At 71.2% G+C, this 26,328-nt stretch carries 23 protein-coding genes; 5 read left to right on the top strand and 18 right to left on the bottom strand.

The genetic code is table 11. From position 1 onward, the window contains the following. Position 1: 1 nt before the first annotated feature. The 5 genes from AC2YHB_RS18090 to AC2YHB_RS18070 are packed head-to-tail and all read right to left on the bottom strand — an operon-like array spanning position 2 to position 5,476. Positions 2 to 1,114, bottom strand: a complete 1,113-nt coding sequence (locus tag AC2YHB_RS18090) for an aminomethyl transferase family protein (RefSeq protein WP_179648303.1) — start codon at positions 1,112 to 1,114, stop codon at positions 2 to 4. A 24-nt stretch (positions 1,115 to 1,138) separates the two neighbouring features. Further along, positions 1,139 to 2,320 (bottom strand): cytochrome P450, encoded by a 1,182-nt coding sequence (locus AC2YHB_RS18085; protein WP_179648304.1) that lies wholly within the window; start codon positions 2,318 to 2,320, stop codon positions 1,139 to 1,141. Positions 2,321 to 2,329: 9 nt separating this feature from the next. Next, complete coding sequence (locus AC2YHB_RS18080; RefSeq protein ID WP_179648305.1) at positions 2,330 to 2,779, bottom strand: flavodoxin domain-containing protein; 450 nt, start codon at positions 2,777 to 2,779, stop codon at positions 2,330 to 2,332. After that, positions 2,776 to 4,020, bottom strand: coding sequence for an FAD-dependent oxidoreductase (locus tag AC2YHB_RS18075; RefSeq protein ID WP_179648306.1), 1,245 nt, complete (start codon positions 4,018 to 4,020; stop codon positions 2,776 to 2,778). Before AC2YHB_RS18075 ends, AC2YHB_RS18080 begins: the two co-directional genes overlap by 4 nt. A gap of 1 nt (position 4,021) precedes the next feature. After that, the gene (locus tag AC2YHB_RS18070) at positions 4,022 to 5,476 is read right to left on the bottom strand and encodes an APC family permease (protein ID WP_179648307.1); all 1,455 of its coding nucleotides are present in this window, start codon (positions 5,474 to 5,476) and stop codon (positions 4,022 to 4,024) included. Between the two features lie 181 nt (positions 5,477 to 5,657). Here AC2YHB_RS18070 and AC2YHB_RS18065 point away from each other — a divergent pair, with 181 nt between their 5' ends. Next, complete coding sequence (locus tag AC2YHB_RS18065; RefSeq protein WP_179648308.1) at positions 5,658 to 6,260, top strand: TetR/AcrR family transcriptional regulator; 603 nt, start codon at positions 5,658 to 5,660, stop codon at positions 6,258 to 6,260. Positions 6,261 to 6,289: 29 nt separating this feature from the next. On the opposite strand, the gene AC2YHB_RS18060 is transcribed toward AC2YHB_RS18065, so the two are convergent. From AC2YHB_RS18060 to AC2YHB_RS18030, 7 genes are all read right to left on the bottom strand, one after another. Then, positions 6,290 to 7,477: a DUF5005 domain-containing protein gene (locus tag AC2YHB_RS18060; RefSeq protein WP_179648309.1), complete on the bottom strand. Its 1,188-nt coding sequence runs from the start codon at positions 7,475 to 7,477 to the stop codon at positions 6,290 to 6,292. 14 nt (positions 7,478 to 7,491) lie between these two features. Further along, positions 7,492 to 8,955, bottom strand: a complete 1,464-nt coding sequence (locus AC2YHB_RS18055; RefSeq protein ID WP_218864630.1) for an MFS transporter — start codon at positions 8,953 to 8,955, stop codon at positions 7,492 to 7,494. A 60-nt stretch (positions 8,956 to 9,015) separates the two neighbouring features. Continuing rightward, positions 9,016 to 10,578: a bifunctional 3-(3-hydroxy-phenyl)propionate/3-hydroxycinnamic acid hydroxylase gene (locus AC2YHB_RS18050; RefSeq protein ID WP_179648311.1), complete on the bottom strand. Its 1,563-nt coding sequence runs from the start codon at positions 10,576 to 10,578 to the stop codon at positions 9,016 to 9,018. Beyond that, on the bottom strand, positions 10,575 to 12,491 hold the full coding sequence (locus AC2YHB_RS18045; protein WP_179648312.1) for an acyl-CoA synthetase: 1,917 nt from the start codon (positions 12,489 to 12,491) through the stop codon (positions 10,575 to 10,577). The genes AC2YHB_RS18050 and AC2YHB_RS18045 overlap by 4 nt, the downstream gene beginning before the upstream one ends. Further along, positions 12,488 to 13,441 carry a fumarylacetoacetate hydrolase family protein gene (locus AC2YHB_RS18040; protein WP_179648313.1) on the bottom strand — a complete coding sequence of 318 codons (954 nt, stop codon included), beginning with the start codon at positions 13,439 to 13,441 and terminating at the stop codon, positions 12,488 to 12,490. The genes AC2YHB_RS18045 and AC2YHB_RS18040 overlap by 4 nt, the downstream gene beginning before the upstream one ends. Beyond that, a complete protein-coding gene (locus tag AC2YHB_RS18035) occupies positions 13,438 to 14,571 on the bottom strand; it encodes a VOC family protein (RefSeq protein WP_179648314.1) in 1,134 nt (377 codons plus the stop codon). The genes AC2YHB_RS18040 and AC2YHB_RS18035 overlap by 4 nt, the downstream gene beginning before the upstream one ends. Before the next feature lie 86 nt (positions 14,572 to 14,657). After that, positions 14,658 to 15,584, bottom strand: a complete 927-nt coding sequence (locus AC2YHB_RS18030) for an MCE family protein (RefSeq protein WP_308645511.1) — start codon at positions 15,582 to 15,584, stop codon at positions 14,658 to 14,660. A gap of 226 nt (positions 15,585 to 15,810) precedes the next feature. Here AC2YHB_RS18030 and AC2YHB_RS18025 point away from each other — a divergent pair, with 226 nt between their 5' ends. After that, the gene (locus tag AC2YHB_RS18025; RefSeq protein WP_308645512.1) at positions 15,811 to 16,488 is read left to right on the top strand and encodes a TetR/AcrR family transcriptional regulator; all 678 of its coding nucleotides are present in this window, start codon (positions 15,811 to 15,813) and stop codon (positions 16,486 to 16,488) included. Positions 16,489 to 16,549: 61 nt separating this feature from the next. Here the strand turns inward: AC2YHB_RS18025 and AC2YHB_RS18020 are convergent, their stop codons facing one another. From AC2YHB_RS18020 to AC2YHB_RS18000, 5 genes are all read right to left on the bottom strand, one after another. Further along, positions 16,550 to 18,052, bottom strand: a complete 1,503-nt coding sequence (locus AC2YHB_RS18020) for an FAD-dependent monooxygenase (RefSeq protein WP_179648316.1) — start codon at positions 18,050 to 18,052, stop codon at positions 16,550 to 16,552. Position 18,053: 1 nt separating this feature from the next. Continuing rightward, positions 18,054 to 18,857: an alpha/beta fold hydrolase gene (locus AC2YHB_RS18015; protein WP_218864631.1), complete on the bottom strand. Its 804-nt coding sequence runs from the start codon at positions 18,855 to 18,857 to the stop codon at positions 18,054 to 18,056. A 74-nt stretch (positions 18,858 to 18,931) separates the two neighbouring features. Next, on the bottom strand, positions 18,932 to 19,744 hold the full coding sequence (locus tag AC2YHB_RS18010; RefSeq protein ID WP_218864632.1) for an alpha/beta fold hydrolase: 813 nt from the start codon (positions 19,742 to 19,744) through the stop codon (positions 18,932 to 18,934). A gap of 65 nt (positions 19,745 to 19,809) precedes the next feature. Beyond that, positions 19,810 to 21,102, bottom strand: a complete 1,293-nt coding sequence (locus AC2YHB_RS18005; protein WP_487354406.1) for an amidohydrolase family protein — start codon at positions 21,100 to 21,102, stop codon at positions 19,810 to 19,812. A 144-nt stretch (positions 21,103 to 21,246) separates the two neighbouring features. Next, the gene (locus AC2YHB_RS18000; RefSeq protein ID WP_218864635.1) at positions 21,247 to 21,864 is read right to left on the bottom strand and encodes a TetR/AcrR family transcriptional regulator; all 618 of its coding nucleotides are present in this window, start codon (positions 21,862 to 21,864) and stop codon (positions 21,247 to 21,249) included. A gap of 187 nt (positions 21,865 to 22,051) precedes the next feature. On the opposite strand from AC2YHB_RS18000, the gene AC2YHB_RS17995 reads away from it, so the two are divergent. Next, positions 22,052 to 23,272, top strand: coding sequence for an MFS transporter (locus AC2YHB_RS17995; RefSeq protein WP_179648320.1), 1,221 nt, complete (start codon positions 22,052 to 22,054; stop codon positions 23,270 to 23,272). A 31-nt stretch (positions 23,273 to 23,303) separates the two neighbouring features. Continuing rightward, complete coding sequence (locus AC2YHB_RS17990) at positions 23,304 to 23,735, top strand: type II toxin-antitoxin system Rv0910 family toxin (protein WP_179648321.1); 432 nt, start codon at positions 23,304 to 23,306, stop codon at positions 23,733 to 23,735. Positions 23,736 to 23,782: 47 nt separating this feature from the next. On the opposite strand, the gene AC2YHB_RS17985 is transcribed toward AC2YHB_RS17990, so the two are convergent. Further along, a complete protein-coding gene (locus AC2YHB_RS17985; protein WP_179648322.1) occupies positions 23,783 to 25,009 on the bottom strand; it encodes a PucR family transcriptional regulator in 1,227 nt (408 codons plus the stop codon). Between the two features lie 127 nt (positions 25,010 to 25,136). Here AC2YHB_RS17985 and AC2YHB_RS17980 point away from each other — a divergent pair, with 127 nt between their 5' ends. Next, positions 25,137 to 26,324 (top strand): cytochrome P450, encoded by a 1,188-nt coding sequence (locus AC2YHB_RS17980; protein ID WP_179648323.1) that lies wholly within the window; start codon positions 25,137 to 25,139, stop codon positions 26,322 to 26,324. Positions 26,325 to 26,328: the final 4 nt, after the last annotated feature.

The raw sequence follows: 26,328 nt of genomic DNA, 5'->3' as shown, positions 1-26,328 counted from the left end.
CTCAGCTCCGCACGCGGTTGCGCTCGGGGTCGTGGACAGGCGTGCGGACGACGACGGCCTTGCCGCCGGGGAGGTCGAGCTCGGTGCCGATCCTCGCGGCCGTGGCGGCGACGCGGGCCAGCCCGAGCGTGGCACCGTCGAGGGCCGGCGACGGCACCGCCATCGTGACGAAGCCGACGTCCGCCCCGTCACGGAGGAGCCGGGCCCCGTCGGCGGCATCGGGGTCGCAGTCGAGGGTCACCGAGACGACCCGGGTCCGGACGGCGTCCTTGTGGGCGAGCAGCGCCGCTCGTCCCTGGAAGTCGGCCTTGTCGAGGTCGACGGCCCAGCCCATCCGGCACTCGAAGGGCGTGCTGGTCTCGTCGTACTCGAGCTCGCCCATGATCATCCCGGCCTCGACACGCGCCTGCATGAGCGCGGCCGCCGCCGCCGGCTGCACGCCCAGGTCCGGTCCGGCCGCGAGGAATGCGTCCCAGAGCTCGAGGGCTCGCTCCACCGGCACCATGACCTCGTAGCCGAGCTCGGCGGTGAAGCCCATGCGGTTGACGTGCGCGCGGATGCCTGCGACCTCCATCGCGGGGTCGAACGTGTAGTAGGGAAAGGCCTCGTTGGACATGTCACGGTCGGTCAGGCGCTGGAGGAGCGCCCGACTGTGGGGTCCCTGCACCGACAGCACGGCCAGCGTGTCGCGGATCTCGGCGACGTGGACGTCGTGTCCGGCGCCGGCGGCCTCGAGCGCCTCGCCGGTGGCCGGGTTGCCGCCGATGACCCGGACGTGGTCGGCGCCGAGCACCGCCGCGGTGACGTCGTCGAGCATGTAGCCGTTCGGCGTGACCACGACGCCGTAGGCGATGCGTCGCGGACCGAGCTCGCGCAGGTTGCGGGAGAAGACCGCGTCCGCGACGGCGAGCGCGTCGGGTCCCACGAGGTCCCACTTGTAGAGCATGGAGAACTCGAGCAGTGCGACGCGGTTGCGGATGGCGTCGTACTCGGTGTCGGGATCGGTGTACCAGAGCGGTACTGCGAAGCCGTAGACGTCGATCACCTCGCCCGTCGACTCGGGGAAGCGCGGCGAGAAGGGGGTCGAGCGGAGCTCGTCGGTCTGGATGGTCACAGGGGTCTCCTGGGTCGGGCCCGGTCAGCGGACCGTGATGGGAAGTGCGGTGATGGAGCGGATGAAGTCGGAGTGGTTGTGGTCCACCGGGCCTGCCAGCTCGAGAGCCGTGAACCGCTCGGTCAGTGCGCCGAAGACCACGTGGGCCTCGGCGCGGGCGAGCACCTGACCGGCACACCCGTGGATGCCGCCGCCGAACGCGAGGTGCTTGCTGAGGTCGACGTCGCGGTCGAGCCGGAAGGTGTCCGGCTCGGCGAAGACGAGTGGGTCGCGGTTGCCGGCACCGATGAACAGCACCAGCACCTCCCCTGCGGGGATGTCGACCCCGTCGAGGGTGATCGGCTGCGTGGTGGTGCGGACGACGAACTGCTCGGGCGTGTCCAGCCGGAGCGTCTCGTTGACGATCGCCTCGCGCAGCTCGGGCCGGTTGCGGTAGTCGTCGAAGATCTCGGGTCGCTCCGCCATCAGCTCGATGCCGTGGGCGATCAGGTAGGTGATGTCCAGGTGCCCCACGGCGAACAGCAGGGTGGTCGACGCGATCACCTCGTCGTGCGACATCGTGCCCTCGTCCTCGAAGGCGAGGAAGGCATCCAGCAGTCCGTCGCCGGGCTGGCGCCGCTTGTCCGCGATCAGGCCTTCGATGTGGCCGACGAACCAGTCGAACGCCGCCGCGGTGCCGGCGGCCTCCTCCTCGGTCGGCGCGAGACCGAGGCTCTTGCCGATGTCGTACGTCGCCTGTCGCACCCTGGCCCCGTCGGTGTCGGGGACGCCGAGCAGGTGGCTGATGGTCGCGAAGGTGACGGGGAAGGCCAGGTCGTGGACGGCGTCGAAGGTCCGCGAACCCGCTGCGACCACCTCGAGCCGGGCGTCCACCTCGGCGCGCGTGATGTCGGTCCAGGTCTTCACGGCCCTGGGCGTGAACCACCGGCTGTGGGTCCGTCGTACGCGGGTGTGCTTCGGCGCGTCGGCACCCAGCATGCTGTCGTGCAGGGGGCCTGCGGGGCCGTAGTCGAGCTCGGCGACGCCGAGCGTGCGGTCGTAGAGCAGGTGGCGGATGGCGTCGTACGAGGTGATCGCCCAGAAGCCGTCGGGATGGCGGTGGACGGGATGCTGGGCACGGAGCGCGGCGTAGAACGGGTAGGGATCCGTCCGGTACGCCTGCGTCAGGTACGGCAGCGGGTCGGTGGTGGGCTGCAGGGTCGTCATCGCCACACCTCACGCCGCCGCGACGGCTGCGTCGGCAAGGACAGCTCGGGCCCACGCGATCGCCGAGGCGACCAGGTCCTCGCTGCTCGACGCATCGTGGCGGCCGAAGTCCCCGAAGCGCTCGGCCCCCAGGGCGTCGAGGCACTCCGCCAGCCGGTTCCCACCGAGGCTGTAGGACTCGGCGTAGCTGCTGTCGCCGAGGCCGAAGATCGCATAGCGGACTCCGGTCAGGTCGGGCTTCTGCGCCTGCAGGCCGTCCACGAACGGCTGGGCGGAGGCAGGCAGCTCGCCGTCGCCGTAGGTGGAGCAGAGCACCAGGTAGACGGTGGATGCGGACAGGTCGTCGGGGTCGAGGTCCTGGAGGTCGAGGGACCGCGCGTCGGCGACCGCAGCGGCGATCTCCTCGGCCGCCATCTCGGCGTTCCCTGACTCGGTTCCGTACAGGACGTCGATGCTCATGCTGGTTCTCCTTGGAGGTGGTTGAGGCGGGGGCGCGCCAGCTGGAGCAGCGCGCGCCTGTCGGTGACCTTGTTGCGGACGCGGCCGTGGGCAGCGGTGGCCCGTTCGTAGCGATCGATCGCCTGCCAGCCCTCGAGATCCGTCGCGGGCAGCGCGGCGAAGCACCGATGCGGCTCGCTCCGGCTCGTCGGCCGGTGCTGCGCGCCGAGGTCGCCGGCGACCACCTCAGCGACGAGGCGGGCGTCGGTCCGGGCGTCCGGGATCGTTCCGCGCGGGCCGCGGCGGGCCCAGCCCACGGCGTACAGTCCGGTCCCGAGCCGTCCGTCCTCGACCCGGGCACCGTCCGGTACGAGAGGGGCCGGGCCGGTGAATCCGATCGCCGAGACGACCGTGTCGGTGGCGACGGAGTGCTCCGTGCCGGTCCGGTCGGCGAAGACGACCTTCTCGACCCGGTCCTCTCCCTCGATCCGCGAGGGCGTCCACCCGAACCGGAACCGCACCACGACCCGGTTGCCGCGTCGCTGGTCGTCCGCGAGGTGCCGTAGTGCGTCGGACCGGGGGCTGGCCGAGGCGCTCGAGGACTCCGGGACGTCGAACGTCGCTCCCGCGACCTGGGCCAGCTCCTTGACCATGACCGGGTCGAACCGGGCCTCGTCGGCCGTACCGCGTCCGACGATGACGACCTCGCCGACATCGGCGGCCACCAGTGCCGAGGCCACCTCGCCCGGCAGGTCGCTGCCCGTGAACTCGTCCTGCGCCTTCGCGAGCAGGCGGGCGACGTCGATGGCGACGTTGCCGTTGCCGATCACCACCGCACGACGGCCGAGGCGGGGGCGTGCGTGGGTCGCATCAGGATGTCCGTTCGCCCACCGGGTCAGCCAGCCGGACGGGATCACGCCGGGCAGCTCCTCGCCCGCGATCCCGAGGCGTCGGTCGCGGCACAGCCCGGTGGCGATGACGACCGCGTCGAACTGCGAGCGCAGGACCTCGAGGCTGACGTCCGCACCGACCTCGACGTTGCCGACGAACGTGACGTCCGGGTGCCCGAGGACGCGGTCGAACTGCCGGGTGACGGCCTTGGTGCCCTGGTGGTCGGCCGCGACGCCGTACCGCACCAGGCCGTACGGGACGGGAAGCCGCTCCACGAGGGTGATCCGAACTCCCGGCAAGGTCCTCAGGAGGGCCTGGGCCGTGTAGCAGCCCGCGGGTCCGCTCCCGACGATCGCGACCTGGAAGGTCATCTCAGGCCGCCGTCTCGACGGCGGTGCCGACGACGCCGTGGGCTCGACGCCTGAAGGCCGTCGAGACCATCCACCCGAGAAGCGTCACCGCCGGGACGGACCACAGCAGGACGGCGCACGTGGTCGCGCTGCCACCCGTGAGGGTCTGGAAGTTCTTCACGATGATGTACAGCTCGCCGAGCATCAGCACCACGGAGACGGCGGGGGCCACGGCTGTCGTCCACAGGTTGGCGTGCACGCGGTGGGACCGGAAGTACCGGATGATCGAGACGGAGACGAGCACGTAGAGGACGACCAGGGCCGCGACGGCCGTGCCGCTGAGCCACCCGAACAACGTCGCCACGGGGTTCTTGTCGCCGATCATGAACCATGCCATGACCAGGACGACGGTGACCGACTGGGCTGCGGCCGCGACGGCCGGAGCCTGGTGGCGATTGGTGCGGGACAGCTGCCGCGGCAGCTCGTCGTGCTCGGCCATGGCGTGCAGGTACCGGTTCACGATGTTGTGGAAGGCCAGCAAGCCGGCGAGCAACGACGTGCACAGCAGCACGGAGGTCAGGTCCGCCGCCCAGCCGCCGAGCACGGCACCGATCGGGACGAGGACGAAGTCGCCAGGGTCCGTGGCGAGGGTGCCGAGCGCGGCCTCCTGGGCACCGCCCGCCCCGTAGTAGGAAATGGCGACCCACATGATGAAGGCGAAGAAGACCGCGATGAGGCTCACCGAGAGATAGGTCGCGCGTGGAACCGTGCGCTGGGGGTCCCGGGCCTCGCCGGCGTAGATCGCCGTCGACTCGAAGCCGAACATCGACGCGATCGCGAACAGCACGGCGATGCCCGGTGCTCCCGCGACGATGGCGTCGGGGCCGAAGCTGGCGGCGATGTCGAAGCCCTGGGGCGCACTTCCCCGCACGATGACGCCGATGGCGAAGGCCAGCAGGATGGCCACCTCGGCACTCACCAGCACCGCCATCACTCGCGCCCCCACCTCGATGTTGCGGCGACCGAAGGCGTAGACGAGGGCAACGGTGGCCAGCACCACCACCCACCACGCCACGTCGACGTGCAGGTACCGGTCGATCAGGGCGCTGGTCGTGGCCCCGAACAGTCCGTACATCGCGGCCTGGATCGTGTTGTAGGTGATGAGCGCCAGCCACGACCCGATGCGAGCCATGCTCACGCCGAGCCCCGCACGGATGAGCGCGTAGAAGCCGCCGACGCTGTCGACGTACCGGGTGATCGTGGTGAAGCCGACCGCGAACAGGATGATGACGAGGCCCACGAGCAGGTAGGCGCCCGGCGCGCCGGCACCGTTGCCGAGGGCGACCGCGAGAGCGGCTGCGCCGACGATGCCGGTCAGGGGTGCTTGGGCAGAGAGGACGAAGAAGAGGATCCCGACCACGCCGACGGCGTCCTTGCGCAATGTCGTGGTGGGCCCGGTGGGTTCGGCGACAGACATGTGTACCTCGCTGAGGTTGATCCCAGGGTCGAAACTATCCAAGTGGAAAGTTCTTGGGAACAAGTAATCCGGATCACACTAAACTTGTCAAGTGGCAAGTTTCAGGCTCGGACAGGTCGGCTCTCACGGCGCCTTCCCTCGTCGAGCGTTCGATAGGTTGGAGGCGACCCCGAGGAGCACCATGAGCAACGAGTCATCCCGCGCCGTGCAGTACGGCGGCGGTCGCGAGGCGCTCCTGGAAGCGACGATTCGCGTCGTCGCCCGCGCGGGCCTGCGCAAGGTGACGAACAGGGTCGTCGCCGAGGAGGCTGGCGTCACCCACGGCTTGGTGAGCCACCACTTCGGCAACCGGGACAACCTGATCGCCGAAGCCCTGAGGTACGTCCTCGAGCGGAGCCTGGACAGCTCGACGCTCGAGTCCGGCACCGGCTCGATCGACGACTTCGCCCGGACCCTGGTCGAGATGGCGACCAGCGATGCCGACGGCCAGGCGTTCCAGTACGAGCTGATCCTGGAGAGTCGCCGGCGACCCGAGCTCCGGCCGCTGGTCGCCGGCCTCTACGAGACCTACCGGGACGCCACTCGCCGCGAGCTCGCGCGCATCGGGCTGGCCGACGTTCCGGGCCTGGACCACGCTGTGTTCGCCACGCTCGACGGGCTGGTCTTCCAGGAGCTGGCCGACCCCGACCCGGCACGCATGCAGTCGGCACTCGACGCCCTGCACGACCTCCTCCGCGCGGCCACGGCCTCGACGAACGCCACGGCGAGCGCTTCTCGGCGCTGACCGGGCGCAAGGTCCCTCGCCGGGACGGCCTATCCGTGCGGCCCCGGCAGGGCGACCCGGAGGAAGCGCGGGCGGTAGCGCCGCGGGTCGTCGCGGACGACCTCGAAGTCGGTGTTGCTGACGCTGTAGCTCACGACGACGGTGCCGGGCTCGGGCAGGAGGTCGGGGTGCGCCAGCGGCATGTAGCGGAGGGTGCCCGAAACGGCGTCCGACGGGATGGACGCCGACGCCGGCTGAACCGTGAAGGGTCCCGCCGCGCTCGGGGCGGTCCAGACGGTCAGGTCGGTGCCGAGGACCTCGTCCCTCTTGCTCAACGCGTACCAGGTCCGCCCCACCCGGAAGACGCTCAGCGTCTGTGACACTCCCCCGCGGTGGTCGATGAGCTCCACGGCGCTCCGGGCCCTCGCCGACCACGCCCGGCCGTCCCAGTACTGCCAGGTCGCGGGGTCGCCCACGGACTCGGGTCGGGTCCGCGCGACGCGGAGGTCGAAGCCGTTGAGTCCCGCGTCCGCAGGCCGGGAGGTGCCGTAGAGGTAGACCCAGCCGCCGTCGACAACGGCGGCCGCTCCCCACATGGGCTGGTTCGTGTCGGCCCGGTCCGGTCCGATGTCGCGCACCGACTGCAGCTCGGGCACCCCTCCACGGGGTACGTCGAAGCGCGCCACCGCGGGGCCGAGGATCTCGAAGTCGAACACGCCCGAGCCACCGGTCGAGCGGACCCGCTGCAGCCCGACCCCGACGATGTCGTGGCCCTGGCGCTCGATGCGGGCGATCGACATCGGCCAGTAGCCGACCCCGTCCTCGCGGTCGGGCACGAGCGCACCGTGGTCATGGGGCATGACCACCTGTCCGCACCCGGGCGAGAAGACCAACATCGAGTTGCGCACGAAGCGCTGGCCGTCGAAGTCGCTCGCCCGGAGCGTGTCGCCGAAGACGAAGAGGCGGCGTCCGTCCTGCAGCTCGACGCTCGCGCCGACGTCGCCGCCGGCGAAGCCCTCGCTGCCGCGGGCCTTCGTCACGAACTCGTTGAGGGCCCGGACGGTCTCGAGGTCGCCGGTGTGGATGCAGGGCTCGAGGGCCGCGGAGGAGACCGCCGGGGAGGTCGTGGGCGGCGCGTCGTGGTCGTCGTCCGGCGCGCGCAGCACGAGCAGCGCGCCTGTCAGGGCCAGCGCCAGGATCACTCCCGCCGGCACGACGCGCCACGGGGACCAGCTCACGGTCCCATCCTGCATCACGTCGCGGTGGGCGGCTCACCTCGCCGGGGGGCCCGGAGCGCCGCGCCGATCGCGGAGACAACGAGGACCACGCAGATGACCAGGAGGGACGCCTCCAGGCCGTCCATGAACGCGAGCCTGACCGCATCCGCGAGCGAGCCCGCCTGCTCTCCGAGCTGGGCGGCCACGTGCAGTCCCGCGGCCGGCGAGTCCTGGACCGCTTCACGAGCCTCGGCGGGCAGGGCACCCAGGTCCGGCAGGTTGTCGGCGTACACGCTCCCGAAGACCGAGCCCATGACCGCGATCCCGACCGCCGAGCCGACCTCGCGCGTGGCGTCGTTGACCGCCGACGCGACCCCCTGCTGCCCGGCGCCGAGGGAGCCGACGATGGCGCTGGTCGCGGTCGACGTGGACAGGCCGATGCCGAGGCCCGCGACGAGGATCCCGCCGAGGAAGGGCAGGTAGCCCGCGTCGACGTCGAGGCGGGCGACCCAGAACAGGCCCGCCGCCAGCAGTGCGAGCCCGCTCGACATCACGACATTGGTACCGATGCGCTCGACCAGCCACGGCGTGACCCGTGAGGCAGGCAGGACGACGATCGCGACGGGGACCAGCGCCACGGCGGCCTCGAGCGGGCTGTACTCGAGGATGAGCTGGAGGTACTGCAGGCCGACGAAGAAGAACCCGAAGACGGCCATGAACTGCACGAGCACGGTGATGGCGCCGCTGCGGAAGCCGGGCCGGCCGAAGAGCCGTGGGTCCAGCAGCGGCTCGTCGTGGCGGGCCCCGAGGACGGCGTAGCCCGCGAAGCAGACGACGGCCACGACCGCCGTGACCATCACGACCGGCTCGGTCCAGCCCTTCTCGTTGCCCTCGATGATGGCGAACACCAGGGTGCCGATGGCGACCGACGAGAGGACGGCGCCGGCGACGTCGGGGCGGCCCTGGTCCTCGTCGCGCGTGTTCGGCGCCCAGGCGAGTGCCGCCACGGCGGCTGCGACGGCGACGGCGGCGGAGCCGACGAAGATCGACCGCCACGTCCACTGCTCGAGGAGGGCACCGGCAGCCAGCATCCCGAGGATCGCCCCGGCTGCCGCGACACCCGACCAGACGGCCACACCGCGGGCCCGCTGGTCCGCCGGGAAGGCAGCGGTGATCGTCGACAGGGTGCCCGGCATGATCATCGCCGCGCCCACACCCATGACGACCCGCCAGATGATCAGCGCGTCGCTGGTGTCGGCGTACGACGCCAGCAGCGAAGCGGCACCGAACACCACCGCACCGACGACCAGGACGTTGCGCCGCCCCCACCGGTCGCCGAGGGCACCGAGCGGCAGCACCAGCGCGGCGAGCGCGACGGTGTAGCCGTCCGCGATCCAGGTCAGGGCCGTCGTCGACGCGTCGAGGTCGACCGCCAGCTCCGGCAGGGCCAGGTTGAGGGCGGAGACCGACCCGACCACCAGTACCAGCGACAGGCACATCGCGAAGAGGGTCAAGTCGGTCGATCGGGATCCCTGCCGGGACTCGGTACGCAGCATCGTCTAGCTCCGTTGTGCTTGAAGGGTCGTTCGGGAACGGTTGAAGGGTGCGCGCCTGACGACGGCGTCCACCGTTCCCACGGTCATGACGGTCCGGTCCGGTCGCACCAGCGCCGCCTGGTGGCGGCCCAGCCAGCGGTCCAGCTCCGGGGTCTCCCGAGCGTCGATCACCACCGTGTCGTGGCACCGGAGGAGCTCGTCATCGCGATCGTCCGGAATCGCGCGCGACACGACCACCCAACGATCACCCGCGGCAGCGTCGAGGCGCTCCCCCGCCGCCACGACCGGGTTGGGACACAGCGTTCCGGCAAGGCCACGACCCGGTCGACGGCGGTCGACCAGCGACGAGCGGGACAGGGCCGGGGTGGTGCTGTCGAGGACGCGGCCGCGTACGCCGGGCAGGTGCACCAGGAGCGGGACGACGATCCCGCGCAGGCGGTCGCCGAGCGGCCCGCCGGCCGTCATGGCTCGTCCGACCAGGCTGGCGAGGCGGATCATGGCGCGCGCGTGCGGCGCACGCTCGGCCTCGTAGCTGTCGAGCACCTCGACCGGGAGGATGCCATCGACGACGGCCGCGACCTTCCAGGCGAGGTTGGCCGCGTCCCGGATGCCCGCGCCCATGCCCTGCCCGATGAACGGCGGGGTCAGGTGCGCGGCGTCGCCGAGGATGAAGACCCCGTCCCGGTGCCAGCGGTCGGCCAGTCTCGCCCGGAAGGTGTACTCCGCCAGCCGGACGAGCTCGAAGTCGGTCGTGTCGGTGTCCCACGGGGCCAGCAGCGGCGCCAGCGCGTCGAGATCCTGGTAGTCGGCCGCCGACTCGTCGTCCCGGAGTGCGAACTCCCACCGGTGCCGGGTCTCGCCCATGCGGGTGTAGGTGGCGGCGCGGTTGCTGTCGCAGACCTGGTGGACGCCACCCCAGTGCCCGAGGTCGCGCGGCGTCACGATGTCCACCACGAGCCAGCGCTGGTCGCCGAGCCCGAGGTCCTGCATCGTCGATCCGATGGCGGCACGGACGGTGCTGTTCGCGCCGTCGCACCCGAGGACGAACCGCGGACGGACCCGGTGGACCTCTTGGGTGCCGAGGTCGACGTACTCGACCTCGGGGCGGTTCTGGCCGTTCGGTCGGACCGCGCGGACCTCGACGTCACCCCGGAAGCCCACCAGGGGCAGCTCACGCATCCGGGCACGCAGGACGGTCTCGAGCTCCGGCTGATCGAACATGTTGGCCTGTGGATAGCCGTTGGACGTGCAGGGGACCGTCCGGTCGAACTGGGCCAGCGCGACATGACGAGGCGAGAGCAGCCTCAGGCCGGCTCCGGCGATCGTGATGCGGTTGACCTGCTCGGCCACACCGAGGCGGGCGAGGATCCGGTAGACCTCGTCATCGAAGTGCGCCGCGCGTGGCTGGGGGAACACGTCGGGCCAACGGTCCAGGACCAGCGTCCGGACTCCTGCCTGGCCGAGGAGGATGGCGGCCGTGACCCCGGTGGGACCAGCGCCGACCACGACAACATCTGGCTCCTCGGACGGCCCCCCGCCGTGCCGGACACCGGCCGCCGCGGTCACGACGCGACCACCTCGCTGGCCAGGGCGAACTGGTCCAGCAGGTCGCGGACGGCGACGGCATCGGCGTCGGGCCCGACGGTGACGACGACACGGACCGATCCGTCGGCCACGAGACCCTCGATGCCGGTCACGCCGACGAGGTCCGCGAGGGCGTCCTCGACGGCCCTTCGTGCGGCATCCGCGCGCAGGGCGAGCTTGTAGGGCTTGCCGACGTCGGTGACCGGAAGGGCGTCGAGGATGGTGACGGACTTCGGCCTTGCCGCGGGCTCCAGGCTGGACGCAGCGACGAAGGCCTCCAGGTCCCCGGCGCTGGTCTCGGTCCCTGCCGCGACGGTGACGTAGGCGACCGGGACCTCGCCGGCGCGGGGGTCCGGTCGACCGACAGCGGCTGCGTCGGCCACGGCGGGGTGGGCGCGCAGCGCGTCCTCGATGGCGGCGGGGTCGATGTTGTGCCCGCCCCGGATGATCAGGTCCTTGGCCCGGCCGGTCAGGTGGAGGAAGCCGTCGTCGATGCGCGCCAGGTCGCCCGTGTCGAGCCAGCCGTCGCGGACCTTGCCGAGGTGGTCCAGGACGAAGCCGTCGTCGCCCCGGCCGGTCACGTAGCCCGCGAACACGGTCGGACCACCGATCAGGAGGGTGCCGACAGCGCCCGCCGGTACGTCGGTCCACGAGCCGTCCGGCGCGACGTCGACCACGCGCAGCTGCTGGTAGGGCAGTCGCTTGCCGACCGACCCCGGACGGGGGTCGGACACGAAGGAGCGGGCGCTCGCGCAGGTGCCCTCGGTGAGGCCGTAACCCTCCAGCAGGGGGACGCCGGTGTGGTTCTCGAACGCGGTGCGCACGGCCGGTGGAAGGGCGGACGCCCCGACCACGGCGAAGCGCAGTGACGAGATGTCGGCGTCGACCGGGCATCCGGCCAGTACGGCGTACACCGTGGGGACGGCGCTCATGGTGGCGACGGAGTAGTGCTCGACGATCTTCCAGATCTCGCTGTACAGGGCGGGATCGCGGTAGCCGAGCGGGCCGGCCCACACGACGCGCTGCCCCTTGAGCATCGGCGCGAGCATCGTGACGTGCAGGGCGTTGACGTGGAACAACGGCAGTGCGCCGAGGATGGTCGCCGGCTCGCCGCTGGTGTCGGCGGTGGAGTCGGCGGTGGAGTCGGCGGCGATGAGCCACGCGTCGATGACCTGGTTGGCGTGGGTGTGCGCGGCCAGCTTGGGGATGCCCGTCGTGCCGCCGGTGTGGAAGACCGCGGCGATGTCGCCGGAGGTGTGCGGGTCGTCGTAGCCGGGCTGCTCGGCCGCGGCCGCGTCGGCCAGGTACTCGACCGCGACGTCACCGTCGACGTCAGGGTGCGCAGCGACAGGCGTGCGGGTGCGGTCGGTCGGGTCGAGCAGGTACAGGTGGTCCAGGTGACCCGCGGCGGCGAGCCCGGAGACCTTGTCCCAGATCCCGCCGTCGAGGTCGGACGAGGCCACGACGGCGTGCCGCACACCGGCGCGCTCGAGGAGCGTGGCGAGGTGCTCGGCGCTGAGACCCCCGTTGAGCGGGACGGCGACACCGGCCGCCTGGACACCCAGCATCGCGGGGACGAGCTGCAGGCAGTTCGGGGCGACGATCGCGACCGGGGTGGTGGGTGTGACGCCTCGGCGCACGAGCGCGTTGGCGACCCGGTCGACGCCGTCCAGCAGCTCGGCGTAGGTGAGGCTGGCCGCCTCCCGCCACCGGGTCGCGTCCGGCATCACGCTGACTGCGACGCGCTCCGACCACTGCCCGGCCGCGCGCCGGAGGACCTGGTACGTCGTGGCCGGCAGGTCCCGCTCGGCCAGCGGGACGGCCTCGATCCTCTCCACGTCCTCCGGGGCCTCGAACGTCGGCCAGGCGGTGGGGAGTGCCGTCGGCGCACTCACCGGTCGGCCTCGGACGCGTACCGGACCGTCGTGCGCTGTCGTCCGAGGTCCAGCTTGCCGTCGAGGGTCGCGACCTGGATCTCGACCACGTCGCCGTCCGCGAGGTACGCCGTGTTCCTCGCCTGCGCCTTGAAGAAGGCCTTCCACTTGGTGGCCGGCGGGAGCAGCGCTCCGATGATCTCGACCGGCTTGCGCGGGGCCTTCAGCGCCGTGCCGCCGGGCGTCCCCGTGAGGACGAGGTCGCCCGGGGACAGCGGCTGGAAGCGCGTCAGCCCCTGGAGCGCTTCGACCGGCTTGTAGAGCATGTCCTCGGCGACGACCGCGTCCTGCCGGACCTCGCCGTTGACCCACAGCTGGAGCCGCAGCTCCTCGAAGCGCTCCCAGTCACCGGGCTCCAGGACGACCAGCCGCGGGCCGACCGGGGTGAAGGTCGGATAGGACTTGGCCTCGAAGAACTGGGTCTTCGGCAGCTGCAGGTCACGGGCCGAGACGTCGTTGGTCACGACGAGCGCGGCGACGTGGTCGGCGATGTTCTCCTTGGTCAGTGTGGTCCCGACCGGGAGCTCCTTGCCGATCACCAGTCCGACCTCCACCTCGTAGTCGAGGAAGCGGACGTGGGACGGCTTGACGATGTCGTCGGCGGGTCCGCTGATCGAGTGCGAGGTCTTGCGGAAGAAGGTCAGCGGCACAGTGTCCGGGTTGAACCCGGAGTCCTTGATGTGGCTGACGAAGTTCGTCATCTGGGCGACGACACGGCACGGCGCGGTCACCGGCGCCTGCAGCCCGTCGCCGGGCAGGTCGCTCTCCTCGCCCGCGACGGCGAGGTCGATGGCCGCCCGGTCGGCGAGCAGCTCGGCGGTCGTGATCGCCGCGGTGTCGATGAGGGTGCCGGTGCGGTCCGACTTCTCGACGTACCAGCGGTCGGCGGTGCGGATGACGTTGATGCTCATGAGTTGGCCACCTTCAGGAGCCCGCGCAGGCGGGTCAGGTCGAATTCGTTGTCGGACCTCCGCAGGGCGGAGAGCATGGAGCGGGCCTCGGCCAGGGACTCGCGGCCGGGCTTGAGGCCCATGAAGTCGGCGGAGGCAGGCGGCCCCCACTGCGCGAGACCGGAGGCCGTCATGGGCGCCCACCCGGGCTCGAGGGTGTTGTCGAACAGGTCCCCGTCGGTGAAGTGCTCGACGAGGAAGCCGTTGTCGTCGCGCCAGTAGTCGAAGATCTGGCTGCCCTGGATGTGGCGACCGATCCCCCACGAGCGGTGGTAGCCCGCGTCCAGCAGGAACTCGCCGCCCGCGGCGAGCGCGTCGAGGTCAGCCACCTGGTACGCCGAGTGCACGTACCGCGCGCGAGGACCGAGGGTCATCGCGAGGGTGTGGTGGTCGGCGGGCTCGCTGCCACGGTCGCAGCGGATGAAGCTCATCGTCGGCCCCAGGGCCCGCTGGCCGTCGTAGTAGAGGAAGTCACTGACGATGAGGCCGAGGTGCTCGAGGTACCAGTCGAGCGCCGCCCGGTAGCGCGGCGTCTGGAGGACGACGTGGCCGAGCCGCTCGACCTTCGCGGGCTCCCGGGGCGGCCGCTGGGTGGCGTTCACGCGGGGGCGCCGGTCGCCGACGTTGTGGGCGAGCGGCTCCTGGCCCGGCAGCGCCGGGAGCGCGTGGCAACCGGTGACCACCCGGACCCGCGCGCCACTGGGGTCGCGGGCGTCCACGGTGAGACCGCCCAGGCTCTCCGGCAGTGGCGCCACCGGGACGTCCAGGTGGCCGGCGAGGCGGAGCAGGTCGGCGTCGTCCGCGGCGAGGAACGCAGGTCCGGTGAACCGGGAGCGTGCGCCACGCCGGACGATGACGGCGGGGGTCCCCGCCAGGGTGCCGCGCAGGTGGAGCTCGTCGCGGTCCTTGAAGCTGGTGGCGAACCCGAAGGCGTGCGCGAAGACCTCGGCGCCGTCGAGGTCCGGCTTCTCGAACTCGAGCCAGGCCAGGTCGCGCACCTTGATGACGGGGTTCCTCGTCCGGCCGGGGTGCTCGCCGGGAAGTGCTCCCTGCTCACTGTGCAGGTCGTTGTGCGTGTGATGGGTCGACACGGGCCCTCCTCTTGTCTGACGTAATCGTCAATCAAAAGGCGTCGATCGTCAAGGTCTGATGACGAATTCATCAGAAACGGCGGTCGTCACCCTGCCTTCCCCGCGGGAAGCGGCGGCAGGTTGAAGATGTAGCCGTCCAGCCACGGGCCGTTCCCGGCGACATTGGCGAAGAGCCGGGCAAAGGGCGCGAAGGCCATGAGGCTCGCTTCGACGTTGTCCTCGTTCTTGCGCAGCACGGCCAGGACCGAGTCGAGATGCTTCAGCGCCGGCGCGAGATCAGCCCGGCTGTCGGCGATCAGCCCGGTGAGCACACGACTCATGTCAGCAGTCGCGACGAGGAGCTCGTGGATGGCCTCCCGCCGGTCGACGAGGGCCCGGAACAGCACGTCGGCGTCGTCCATCAGCGCGACGATGTCATCGTCGCGGCTCGCCAACGCGCGGCTCACCCGGGCGAGGTCCTGGAGCAGCCGCTCGAGCTCGGCGTCGCGACCGGCCACCGTCCGCGCCAGCCCCGAGACCCCGCGGAGCGCAGCCCGGAACTCCTCCGGCGTGTTGCGGGTCAGGTCCGCGAGCGTGGTCAACGACGCGGCGAGCTGGTCCGTGTCGATCGCCGCCGCCCGGTCCGACAGGCCGCTGAACGCGTCGATCACGTCGTACGGCGCCGTCGTACGGGACAACGGGATGACATCGCCCTCGTCCAGCTCGCCCCGCCCGGCCGGCTCGAGCGCGAGGAACATCGCACCGAGGAGCGTGCGGACCTTGATGACGGCCCGGGTCTCCGAGCCGAGCTCGGCCGCGCCGTCCACGTCGAACCCGACGCGGACCCGTGCGTCGACGAGCTCGATGCTGGTCACCTTGCCCACCCGGACACCGGTCACCAGGACCGGGTCCCCCAGCTTGAGGCCGCCCAGGTCCGAGAACTCCGCGTAGTAGGTGTCGCCACCGACGAAGGGCAGGTCGCCCGCCCGGACGCCGGCAACGAGCGAGAGGCAGATTAGGAGCAACCCGGCCACACCGACCCGAATCGGGTCTCGATCCCGGAACGACCTCATCGCGCGGACACCGGGAGGCGGGGCGCTTCCTGCGCGCGCACGGGAACAGCGGACATGTCGTCTCCTTTTGCTTGACGCAATCGTCAATCACAGGCGAGCCGCGGTCAAGGTTCGTTGACGGATTCGTCATTCATCTCGCGCCGGGCGCTAGAGTGACCCGTCAGGCAGGCGAGGTGAGGAGCAACAGGTGTCGGAGGCGATGGCCAGGGCGGCGAGCGCACGAGGCGCACGGCAACGGGCCCAGACCAGGGCCGCCCTGATCAAGGCAGCCCAGCGGCTGCTCGCCGAGGACCGTGCGCATGTCGCGATCCTCGAGATCACCCAGCTCGCCGACGTGGGGATGGGGTCGTTCTACAACCACTTCGAGAGCCGGGAACAGCTGTTCGAGGCCGCTGTCGACGATGCCCTCGAGCAGCAGGGCGCTTTCCTCGACCTGGTCACCACTGACCTCGACGACCCCGCGGAGGCCTTCGCGCGGAGCTTCCGCATGGTCGGCCGCCTGCACCGCCTCGTTCCCGAGCTGAGCAAGGTGATGCTGTCCCACGGGGCCGCTCTGGTCGCCTCCGACCACGGCCTCGCCCCGCGCGCGCTGCGCGACATCGCGGCCGCCGTCGCCGCGGGCCGCTTCCGCGACGTCGAGCCCACCGCGGCGCTCCTCATCGTCGGCGGGGCCGCACTCACCCTGGGCGAGCACCTCCACCAGCATCCGGACGCCGACGACGCCGCCCTCACCGACACCGTCACGCAGTCCCTCCTCGTCATGCTGGGCCTGAGCATCGAGGAAGCACACGCTGTCGTCAGCCAGCCACTGCCGGGCCCCGGCGGCCCGCTGGACGAGCTGCTCGCCGAGATCCGGCCCGCCTGAGCTGGGCGCGCGGACGCGACCCTCTCTCGCGAGCGCACCCGAGGCCATCGCGACCGCTCCATCACCGCGGACACATCAACGCGCTCGCCCGGCGCAGCGCGGCCTGCCAGTCGCGAGTCGCGACATGGGCGACATATCCATCGGGACGAACCAGGATGTGCGCTGGCTGCCGGAGTCCGTACGCTGCCGTGACACCCGCGGCCCCTGCGGTCGGGATCGGCACCATCTCGAGCTCGGCTCCCTTGCTCGGCCAGGCGAGACCACCCAGCGCCTCGATCGCGGCATCCCCGACCGCAAGGAGCGTGAAGTGCGGTCCGCGGAAGGCGTCGAACAGCGTTCCCTGATGACCGTCGGGAAGCCGAAAGCGGGCATCCGGCGCGCGGTCGCCGGCCTGCACCGCGGAGTCGGTGGCACCGGGGATCTCCGTAGCAAGCGGCCCGCCGCGATAGCTCAGCTGCAGCTGGCGCTCCTCGTCGCCCCGCTTGGCCGCGGCGAGCGGTCGGTTCGAGATGCTCTGGTAGAGCACGCTGGACAGGCCGAGGACGCGGGCCGCGACCGGTCGACGCTCGGCCTCGTAGGTGTCGAGCAGCTCGTCCGGCGCGCCCGCGATCACCTGAGCGAGCTTCCATCCGAGGTTGTGGGAGTCCTGCACTCCGGTGTTGAGCCCCTGCGCCCCGGCCGGCGTGTGGACGTGCGCCGCATCGCCGACGAGGAAGGCACTGCCCGCGCGGTAGCGCTCGGCGAGGCGAACGTTGGGCCGGAACACCGAGGACCATGAGACGCCGCGAACCCGCAGGCCGGCGCGGCCCGTGGCCTCGCGGACCATTCGGTCGATGGCCGCCGGATCCCGCTCCGGCGTCTCCCCGCCCTTGAGGCGCAGCATGAGCTGGAAGCTGTCACCCGGCAACGGGCACAGGGCGACGAATCGGCCGCCGCTGCGTGGCCAGACGTGCCAGCGGTTGCGCGCGAGGCCCTCCACAACGACGTCGGCGACGATCATGCGATCGCCTTCGTCGGTGTCGCCCACGAAGGCGATCCCCGCCCGGCTCCGCACCGCACTGGCCCCACCGTCGGCGCCGACGATGTAGCGGGCACGAATCGCCTCTTCGCCCCGTGGGCCGACGACGGTCGCGACCACGCTGCCGCCCGTGGTCGGGCCGTCGTACTCCACCAGTCGGGTCGAGAACTCGACGGCGCCACCGAGGTCCGCGAGCCGTCGACGCAGGCAGGCATCCGTGTCGTACTGCGGGATGAGCCTGGTCTCCGGGTAGGGGACGTCGTCGGTCGGCTCGTGCCGGGCCATCATCCGCCACGGAATGGTCACGGGGCCGACGTGGACGCCGAGCAGCGGATAGCGGAGGGAGCGATCGAGGACGTCGTCGACGAGTCCCAAGTCGTCGAAGACCTCGAGTGTCCGTGGCTGCACGCCCTTGGCCCGCGAGCCGGAGAACCCGGCGTCGGCCGCGTCGATGATGCGGTGCCGGACGCCGCGCCTGGCCAGGTCGCAGGCCAGGGTCAGGCCGGCAGGGCCGGCGCCCACGATGAGTACGTCGAGCTGGGTCATCTCAGAGCTCCGTGAGGAAGGTGGTCAGCAGGCCGGCGAACTCGAGGGGTCGCTCGAAGGGCGCCATGTGGCCGCAGTCAGGGAGGTACTCCGCACGCGCCGGCCTCAGCAGCTCGACGGCCGGCGCGAGCCCGGTCGGCGGGGTCACCCGATCGTTGCCTCCCCAGACCAGCATCGTGGGCGGCAGTGCCCGCCGGGCGCTGTCGAAGAGGGCATGCTGGTCCGTGAGGGGAAAATGCTTCAGGGTCGAGGTCAACGCGTACATCGAGCCCTCGTACTGGAAGCCGTCCAGGACCAGCTGCCGCAGCCGCGACGCATCCTCCGCGGACTCGACATTGCGCGCGAGGTGGCGCAACAGGTTTCGGCGCAGCAGGTTCTTGCCGATCAGCGGGAGCACCGGACCGCGGTCGGGGAGCAGGGAGATCGGATTGCGTTCGGCAGCCAGGCCTGCCGGGCCGCTGAGCACCAGCGACGCTACGGATGCGTCCGCGGAACCGGCGTACGCGAGGGCGATCAGGGCACCCATGGACGAGGCCACCAGATGCTGGGGCGCCAGCTCCAGGTGCCGGACCAGATCGTCGAGCTGGCGCACGAACAGCTCGCGACCGTAGCGGCCGCGCACCCTGTCGGACATGCCGCGGCCATAGGCGCTGTAGGTGAGGGTGCGCAGGCCGCGATCGTGGAGCTCGCCGACCACGCCGTCCCAGAAGTCGAGTGGGATGGTCAGTCCGGGCACGAAGACGACCGTGGGCCCCGGCTCCGGTCCCGCGAGCTCGTAATGGGTCACGCCGTCGGACAGGACCACGAAGTCCCCGCGACGTCCGCGCCTCGCCGACGCATCGAGCCGCGCCGTCTCTCCCCGGGCGACAAAGTACCGCATCACTGCTCCTGCTCGTCGAGATCTCGGGAGAACCTCGTGATCGCGCCACTGATGACGTGAGGCGCCTCTGCGGGCATCAGGTGACCGACGTCGGGCAGGAGGACTTCTCGGCACCCCGGGATGTCCCGGCCGAAGTGCTGGCCGTCGACGAGGTCGCTCCTCAGGACGAGCGTCGGGGTCGAGATATCGACGAGCTCGCGAGACCGGTCGGGCTGCTCGGTGCCGGCGAAGTCGATGAGGGCCTGCCTGGCGTCCGCGCCCGACGTGAAGGCGTGGACGCGGTCGACCATGGCGTCGTCCATGACCGACGAACCGGGTCCGGCGAGGCGGACCAGGCTCCTGCGCGTCGCGGCAGGCGACCCGAGGTGGCGGACGAGCGGGCGCGTCAGGGGATGGCGCGCCAGTCGCAGGACCAGCGGCACCGACTTGTCGGGATATCCCGTGGCGTTCATCAGGACGAGGCCGGTGAGCCGGCCCGGATGGGAGAGCGCATAGGTCCATGCGACCTGTCCGCCGAAGGAGTGCCCGGCGAGCACGAAGCGCTCGAGGCCCACCGCATCAGCGAAGCGATCGAGGAAGGACACATAGGCGCCGACGGAGTAGTCGCGGTCGGGGCGCGGGCCCGTCACGCCGAACCCCGGCAGGTCGACCCGGACGACGTCGAAGTCGCGGGCGAGGATCGCCACTGCTGCATCGAAGATGTGCAGCGACGAGCCGCTGCCGTGGAGCAGCAGCAGCGTGGGCCCTTGACCCGTTCTGCGGAGGTGCACCTTCATGCCGTCGAGCTCGACGAGTGCCGAGGTCTCGTCCATGTACTCCATTGTGGTTACTCCGTATCCATTAAATGGGCATGCCCGGTCCCGTGCGGACGGGTGCACTAGGGCCGGCAGGACGTGAGTACGACGGAGCGCGCACCGGCGCGGGCCAACAGGCCCTCGGCGGACTCGGTCAGCCGCTCCACGACGTGGCGGACGTCGACACCCACGAGCTGCCCGTCGGCCTTGACCGTCCGCCCGTCGACGAGAACCGTCTCGACGTTGCTGGTGTCCATGTTCAGCACGGCGCCGGGGGCATGGAGGACCGGCCCGGCATTGAGTGCGCGGCCGTTCAGGACGAGCACGTCCGCGCGCTTGCCGGGGGTCAGCGAACCGACGAGGTCGTCGACCTGAGCGGCCCGCGCGCCACCGATCGTGGCCATCTCGAGGATGTCCCGGGGCGACAGCAACCTCCCGTCGCGCCCGACATCCACCCCGCGGCTCGAGGCGACGTCGGCTCGCCCACCGCGGTGCAGCGCGTACGCCGCGCGCATCTGGGAGAAGAAGTCGACCGGCCCGATGCTGACCGCGTCGGTGCCGAGGCCCACGGTCACCCCGTGGTCGACAGCATCGTTGAGCGCAGGCGGCCCCATGGCCAGGGTCTGCTCGGCGATGCACGACGCGGAGACCTTCCCACCGGTACGGGAGATCGCCTGCCAGGTGGAGGCATCGAGCCCGAGGCAGTGGATGTACGTCAGGTGCGCTCCGAGCAGGCCGTCCTCCTCGAACTCCTCGAGCAGCCGGCCGAAGCTCGCGTCGTTGACGTGCGCGAAGACGGGCAGGACCAGATCCCGGGCGAGGCGGAAGAGGTCCTCGTCGACGTGATAGCCCAGGGCCAGCCGGATCAGGTCCGAGCCTGCGGCCCCGAGCAGGCGCCGGATGTCGTCGGGGTGGCTGTACCGGTCATCCACCTCATGGTCGCCGAACACCGGCGAGTAGCTGAAGACCGCCCGGATCCCCGAGCGCCGGATGCCCTCGAGCGCCGCATCCGTGTGCTCCGGCGTGTAGGAGCACTGCGAGGTGTCGACCACGGTGGTGGTCCCGGCCGCGAGGTTCTCGAGGGCTCCCCCCAGCTCCCCCCAGTACACGTCGGCGGGCGCGTACTGGTGGAACAGCGCATCCTCGCCCGTCCGCGACTGGAGGAAGTAGTCCATGTCCAACGCATCCGACCAGTAGTTGCGCAATGCGGTCTGGAACATGTGGTGGTGGGAGTTGACGAAGCCGGGCAGGACGATCTTGCCGGCACAGTCGATGACCTCGGCCTCAGCCGCCGGGATGCCCGATCCGACCTCCACGATGACGCCGTCATCGATCAGCACGTCCCCGGACTCAAGGTCACCCACGACCGGGTCCATGCTCAGCACGGTTCCCCCGCGCAGGAGTCTCCTGGCTGTCACAACGCACCTCAGATCCGCCGAAACCCTATAACGGATACACCGTATCCGTTATAGGCGACGGAGGTCAACCCTGGTGTCGCAGACCGCCGGGGCGACAGCCTGTCAGGCGGTCTCCTCGCGACCCCGAAGCACGGCGAGGCCCTCGATGATCAGGTCGAGGCCGAACTCGAACTCCGTCTCGATCGGCACCGGCATCAGGTCGGCGACCGTCGCAGTGGCGGGGAACCGCCGTCCATCGAGCGAGTCGATCTGCGCAGAGACCTCCGCGGCCTCCCGATCCCGGTCCGGCGCGGTCGACCCGCCCAGCTGCATGGCGTAGCCGAGGACGTGCCTGGAGATCGTGGTGTAGGCACCGACCGCGAGCTCACGGGAGAACCCGCGCTCGAGCAGCAGTGCGAGCGCACGCTCGCGCTGGACCATCGCGTGCGGACCGAGCGGGATGCGCTGCGCCAGCAGCGGGGCGGCGTTGCGATGCCTGCACAGCACGCGGAAGAGGGCGCGAGCCAGCTCACGACACGCGTCCTCCCAGCCCTCCGCCACCGCATCGGCGTCCACGCGGACCTCGCCCAGCACCCGGTCCGCGACCTCGGCGAGCAGTTCGGACCTTCCCTCGAAGTGTCGGTACAGGGTGGCCGTGCCGGAGCCGAGGCGTTGCGCCAGGGCACGCAGGGAGAGCGCGTCGAGGCCCTCGTCGTCGACGATGGCGAGGGCTGCCGCCACGATGTCCTCCCGCGGCACGGGCGGCCGTCCGGGCGAGCGTCGAGGGCCGGCAGCCGCGGAAGCGTGACGGAGGTCGGACACCTGCCCAGTATGGGTCGGCTTGACCACCGACACAATAACGGTTACAACGTATCCGTTATCAACAGGAAGGCCGACCTGCCGGGCGGCCGGCTGACGAGGAGTTCCCATGGGCGCCCGCCACGAGGTCCGGCGCGATCGCACACCGCGGCCGACGATCGCGCCCTGGCTGGTCGCCGCCGCGTTCGCGGCGACGATGCTCGGGACGACGCTGCCGACGCCGTTGTACGTCCTCTACCAGCGTCAGCTCGGCCTGTCGACGCTCGCGGTCACCGTCATCTTCGCGGCCTACGCCGCCGGAGTGCTCCTCGCGCTCCTCCTCTTCGGACGCGCGTCCGACGCGATCGGGTACCGCCGCACGCTGCTGCCGGGCCTGGCCTGCGCTGCCGCGAGCTCAGTCGCATTCCTCCTCGCCGACAGCTTCGAGGTGCTGATCGCGGCCCGCCTGCTGTCAGGTCTCTCGGCTGGCGTCTTCACCGGAACCGCAACCGCCGCGATCGTCGCGCTGGCGCAGGACAGGGAGCGCGCCGTCCTGGTCGCCACCGCAGCAAACATGGGAGGACTGGGCGCGGGTCCCGTCGTCGCGGGCCTCCTGGCGCAGTACGCCCACCACCCACTGCAGCTGACCTACGTCGTCCACCTGGGGCTTCTCACCATGGCCGCAGCCGGCATCTGGGCGATCCCCCGCCCGAGGGAGCCCGTCGGGGGAAGCGGCTTCCGCTGGGGAGCCCGGCTTTCCGTGCCACGCAGCGCGAGACTCGTCTTCGCACGCTCGGCAGTTGCGGTCTTCGCCGGATTCGCCATGCTCGGGCTGTTCACGGCCGTGGTGCCGCTCTTCCTCGCGCAACTGCTCCAGCTCCCGAACCCTGCCCTGGCTGGACTGGTCGTCGGAGCGCTTTTCGGCGCATCGACCTTCGGACAGGTCGTCGCACCGCTCCTGGGCACGCGCGCGCCTCGGGCCGCGGGCACCGCGCTGACCCTCGGCTCACTCGCGCTGGCCGTTGCCGTCGCCACGACGGATCTCACCCCCCTGCTGGTGGCGGTCCTGCTCGCCGGCACCGGCCAGGGCATCACCTTCCGGACGTCCGTCGCGCTGCTCCAGGACGCAGCGCCCGCACATCAACGCAGCGAGATCACGTCCAGCCTGTTCGTGGTCGCCTACGTCGCGATCTCGGCCCCGATCCTCGGCGAGGGCCTCGCTGCCCAGGTCGTGGGTCTGCAACCGGCCGGCATCGGATTCAGTCTCGCTGTCGCAGCGGTGGCCGCGTCGGCGACCTGGAGCCTTGCAAGGATCCCGCCCACCCGCGCGGCCCCCGACTGCTCGCCATGAGCACGTCCCACCCACACCAAGGAGAAGAAGAATGCGAACCGTCGAAGCCAGCGCCACCGTCCCTGCGGATCCGGGGCAGCTGTGGCCCTTCATCAGCGAGCCGCCGCGGTGGGCCGAGTGGCTCACCATTCACAAGTCCTGGAAGAGCGATCCTCCGCCGGTAGCGGTCGCGGGCGCCAAGGCGACAGCGTCCGCGACGGCGATGAACATGCCGATCAGCATCGACTGGACCTTCGAGGAGGTCGATCCGCAGCGGTCCGTGCGCATGAGCGGGGTCACGCGGGCCCGGGTCGAGCTGGCCCTCACGATCCGCCTGATCCCCGGCGACGGCGGCACCCGCGTCGACCTCGTCACCAGTGTCGACGGCGGGATGATCGACGGCCCCATGGGCATCGTCTTCAAGAACGCCCTGAGCGCGGCGCTCCACAAGTCGCTCAGGAAGCTGGGGGAGATTTCCGGATAGTGGCCACGGGCGTGGGGGCCGGGCACATCGGCCACGCCTCGCCGCACTCAGGCCACCAGGATCCGGGCGATCTCGAGCGCGAGGGACACCTCGAGCGTGCGGTCCGCGAGCGGCTGCGGCAGGAGGTCGCGAGCGCGCTCGAGCCGCGCGGCGACCGTGTTGCGGTGGGCGAACTCCAGCTGAGCGGTCCGGCTCAGGTTGCACTCCTGGCGGAGGTAGGTCCGCAGCGTGGCGCGCACCTCCGCCGGAGCGTCGGCGAGCGGGCCGAGGGTCCGCGCGACGAAGTCGCGGGCCTGGTCCTCGTTGGCGCTCGCGAGGGCCAGGACCTCGACCTCGTCGTACGACGTCAGCGAGCTCCGCAGGGGCAGGCGGCGGGCCAGCCGCTGGGTGGCGGCGGCCTCCTGGTGGCTCTTGCGGAACCCGGCGAGCCCCGCAGCCGGGCGTCCGAGCGCCACCCGTATCCCGTCCATCGGTTGCAGGCGCTCCGAGACGCCGGACGACGCGCCGCCCGAGAGCCAGACCCACGCCGTCGACGGCGCGACGCGAAGGGTCAGCGGACGGGCGGCGCCGGACATCCGGGCGAGGTCGTTCGTGACCGACTCGATAGCGCCATCCGTCACGGCCTCGTCGGACCAGACGATCGCGGCGGCGTGGGCACGCTCGACGTCGTACCCGAGGAGCTGCGTGGCGCGACGCTCGGAGATCGGGGCGCCTTCGAGGATCAGCGCCACGGCCTCGGCCCGCGCGGCGCTCGCCGCGTCGCGCAGCTGCGCCCGGTCGGCGCGGATCGTCGCGGTGATGCCCTCGAGGGTGTCCTCGACGTAGGCGAAGATGGACTGGGACATCAGCACGAGGAGCTCGTGCAGTGCCTCGTGGTCGTCGGTCACGCGGAACGCGACATCGGTCGCCGTGCGCAGCGCGAGGTTCTGCCCGGTGCGGAACCCGCTCAGGATCGTCTCGTCGAAGCCGTGCCGGACCACGTCCCTGGCGAAGTCGAGGTTCTCCGGGCTGAGGTTCGCGGGCACCGGCAGGCCGGGCTTGCGCATGTTGGCCAGCGCCCACACCATCACGTTCGACCGTCCGGCAGCGCGCAGCGCATCACCCAGCCCCGGCGCGAGCTCGAGCAGCTCCCGGTTGACCTCGAAGCTCGCCGCGTCGATGGCCGCCAGGAGCTCGTCGGCCTCCTCGAGCATGACCTCGACGGCTCGCCGCAGGAGGGTGGCGATGGCGGGCGGCGGCGGATCCCACTCCCTGGCCAACGACCGGGACGTCACGCCGAGCCTCGCTCGCACTGTGCGTCATGCATGGTCACGCCAGCAATCTACAGCGTGATGCCCTTCTGGCGCGGGGGATGCGCGGTTGACACTCGTCACGCACCAGCAGCCACGGAGGAGAGCACCCATGCCGCACAGGCCCGTACCGACGGACACCGGAAACCTCTACTCGCGCTCGGCGATCCTGCATCCCTATCCCCACTACCAGCGCCTGCGCTCGCTGGGCCCCGTGGTCTGGCTCCAGCGACACAAGGTGTACGCACTCCCCCGCTACGCCGAGTGCAAGACCGTCCTGCTCGACGACACGACCTTCGTGTCGGGCCGGGGCGTGGGGCTCAACCCGATCTCGAACCGCTTCTCGCGCGGCACGACCCTGAACAGCGACGGCGCCGAGCACGCCGAGCGGCGCAGCCTCGTGGCGCACCGGCTCACCCCCCGTGCCCTCCGGGCGCTGCAGGAGCAGGTCGACGAGCAGGCCGGGCTCGTCGTCGCCGACGCCGTCCAGCGCCGGCACGTGGACGGCGTCGAGGAGCTGGCGATGGCGCTGCCCATGTCGATCGTCCCCGACCTGATCGGGTGGCCGGAGGAGGGCAGGGACCGCCTCCTGGCGTGGGGTGCCGCAACCTTCGACGCGCTGGGCCCGATCAACGGGCAGTCGGTCCGCAGCATCCAGCCGACCCTGCAGATGCTGCGCTACGCACGCACCGTCGCCCAGCAGCGCACCCTGCAGGAAGGCAGCCTCGGGGCGGACCTCCTGAAGGCCGTCGACGAAGGGCGCCTGGACGCATCCGGCTGCCCCAAGCTGCTGGTCGACTACCTGGCACCGTCGATCGACACCACCCTCAGCGCCATCGCCAGCGCGCTGTACCTGTTCGCGCAGCACCCCGACCAGTGGCAGGCCCTGCGTGCCGACCGCGGCCTGCTGTCGAACGCGATCAACGAGGTCGTCCGGCTGGAGTCGCCGCTGCGGGCCTTCGGCCGCCAGCTCGCCGAGGACACCTCCCTCGCCGGCACCGACCTGCCCGCGGGCAGCCGGGTCCTCGTCATGTACGCCTCTGCCAACCGGGACGAGTCGGCGTGGACCGATCCGGCAACGTTCGACATCACCCGCGAAGCGAGCCACCAGCTCGGGTTCGGCCACGGCACGCACGGATGCGCCGGGCAGGGCCTGGCCCGGCTGGAGATCCGGTCCATCCTCGGGCACCTGCTCGACCGGGTGGAGCAGATCCGGCTCACCGGAGAGCCGACCTGGGCCGTCAACAACATCATCCACCGCCTCGAGCACCTCCCGCTCGAGCTGATCCCCGCAGGGTGACCAC

The sequence above is a fragment of the Nocardioides sp. SRI_004 genome, from assembly GCF_057586415.1.
Note: the sequence above shows the minus strand (reverse complement) of the source record. Positions and strands in the feature narration are given on the sequence as shown.

Excerpts from the sequence above, each read along its gene's own strand:
- AC2YHB_RS18085 (WP_179648304.1), bottom strand. The coding sequence starts at position 2,320 with ATGACGACCCTGCAGCCCACCACCGACCCGCTGCCGTACCTGACGCAG.
- AC2YHB_RS18080 (WP_179648305.1), bottom strand. The coding sequence starts at position 2,779 with ATGAGCATCGACGTCCTGTACGGAACCGAGTCAGGGAACGCCGAGATG.
- AC2YHB_RS18075 (WP_179648306.1), bottom strand. The coding sequence starts at position 4,020 with ATGACCTTCCAGGTCGCGATCGTCGGGAGCGGACCCGCGGGCTGCTAC.
- AC2YHB_RS18070 (WP_179648307.1), bottom strand. The coding sequence starts at position 5,476 with ATGTCTGTCGCCGAACCCACCGGGCCCACCACGACATTGCGCAAGGAC.
- AC2YHB_RS18065 (WP_179648308.1), top strand. The coding sequence starts at position 5,658 with ATGAGCAACGAGTCATCCCGCGCCGTGCAGTACGGCGGCGGTCGCGAG.
- AC2YHB_RS18055 (WP_218864630.1), bottom strand. The coding sequence starts at position 8,955 with ATGTGCCTGTCGCTGGTACTGGTGGTCGGGTCGGTCTCCGCCCTCAAC.
- AC2YHB_RS18040 (WP_179648313.1), bottom strand. The coding sequence starts at position 13,441 with ATGAGCATCAACGTCATCCGCACCGCCGACCGCTGGTACGTCGAGAAG.
- AC2YHB_RS18020 (WP_179648316.1), bottom strand. The coding sequence starts at position 18,052 with ATGACCCAGCTCGACGTACTCATCGTGGGCGCCGGCCCTGCCGGCCTG.
- AC2YHB_RS18010 (WP_218864632.1), bottom strand. The coding sequence starts at position 19,744 with ATGGACGAGACCTCGGCACTCGTCGAGCTCGACGGCATGAAGGTGCAC.
- AC2YHB_RS18005 (WP_487354406.1), bottom strand. The coding sequence starts at position 21,102 with ATGGACCCGGTCGTGGGTGACCTTGAGTCCGGGGACGTGCTGATCGAT.
- AC2YHB_RS17995 (WP_179648320.1), top strand. The coding sequence starts at position 22,052 with ATGGGCGCCCGCCACGAGGTCCGGCGCGATCGCACACCGCGGCCGACG.
- AC2YHB_RS17990 (WP_179648321.1), top strand. The coding sequence starts at position 23,304 with ATGCGAACCGTCGAAGCCAGCGCCACCGTCCCTGCGGATCCGGGGCAG.
- AC2YHB_RS17980 (WP_179648323.1), top strand. The coding sequence starts at position 25,137 with ATGCCGCACAGGCCCGTACCGACGGACACCGGAAACCTCTACTCGCGC.